The sequence below is a fragment of the Sphingobacterium sp. 18053 genome (assembly GCF_902706145.1).
Lineage (GTDB): Bacteria > Bacteroidota > Bacteroidia > Sphingobacteriales > Sphingobacteriaceae > Sphingobacterium > Sphingobacterium paramultivorum.
Genome location: NZ_CACSJW010000035.1, coordinates 1 through 514, shown reverse-complemented (window position 1 = coordinate 514; position 514 = coordinate 1). Strand labels below are relative to the sequence as shown.

The window sequence follows — 514 nt, the reverse complement described above, 5'->3', positions numbered from 1 at the left end:
TATAGTTTTAAACGTGACTTCAAGCTATATGAATGTGATGACTGTTCATCATGTTCTTTGAGACATCAATGCATGAAGCCAAATTCGAAATCCAATAAGAAAATTATGAAGAATTATAATTGGGAATACTTTAAAGTCCAAATTAATCAAAAGCTTTCTGAACCAGAAACGAAAAAAATCTATAGTCAAAGAAAAATTGATGTAGAGCCTGTTTTTGGATTTATGAAGGCTATTTTGGGTTTAACTCGAACGTCAGTTCGAGGAATAAATAAAGTTAAACGAGAGCTAGGTTTTGTATTAATGGCACTTAATATAAGGAAAATAGCAGCTCAACGAGCTGTACATTATAAAATACATATCAAAAAAGCTGATTTCTATCAAATAATTAATAGAAATCAGCTTTTTTACATTGCCTAAGAACTTAATGTCCCAAGCCCTGACAATTCATCTAACCTTTTCATCAGTTGAGCGATTTTAATCTAGCCTTCAAATTTTTTTGGATCAGGTCCAATTC

1 protein-coding gene is annotated in these 514 nt (G+C 31.1%); it reads left to right on the top strand.

The features are described 5' to 3' along the window. Positions 1-417, top strand: a 417-nt coding sequence (locus GVK91_RS27165; RefSeq protein WP_159732750.1) for a transposase, incomplete at its 5' end; no start/stop codon positions are given. Positions 418-514 lie beyond the last annotated feature (97 nt).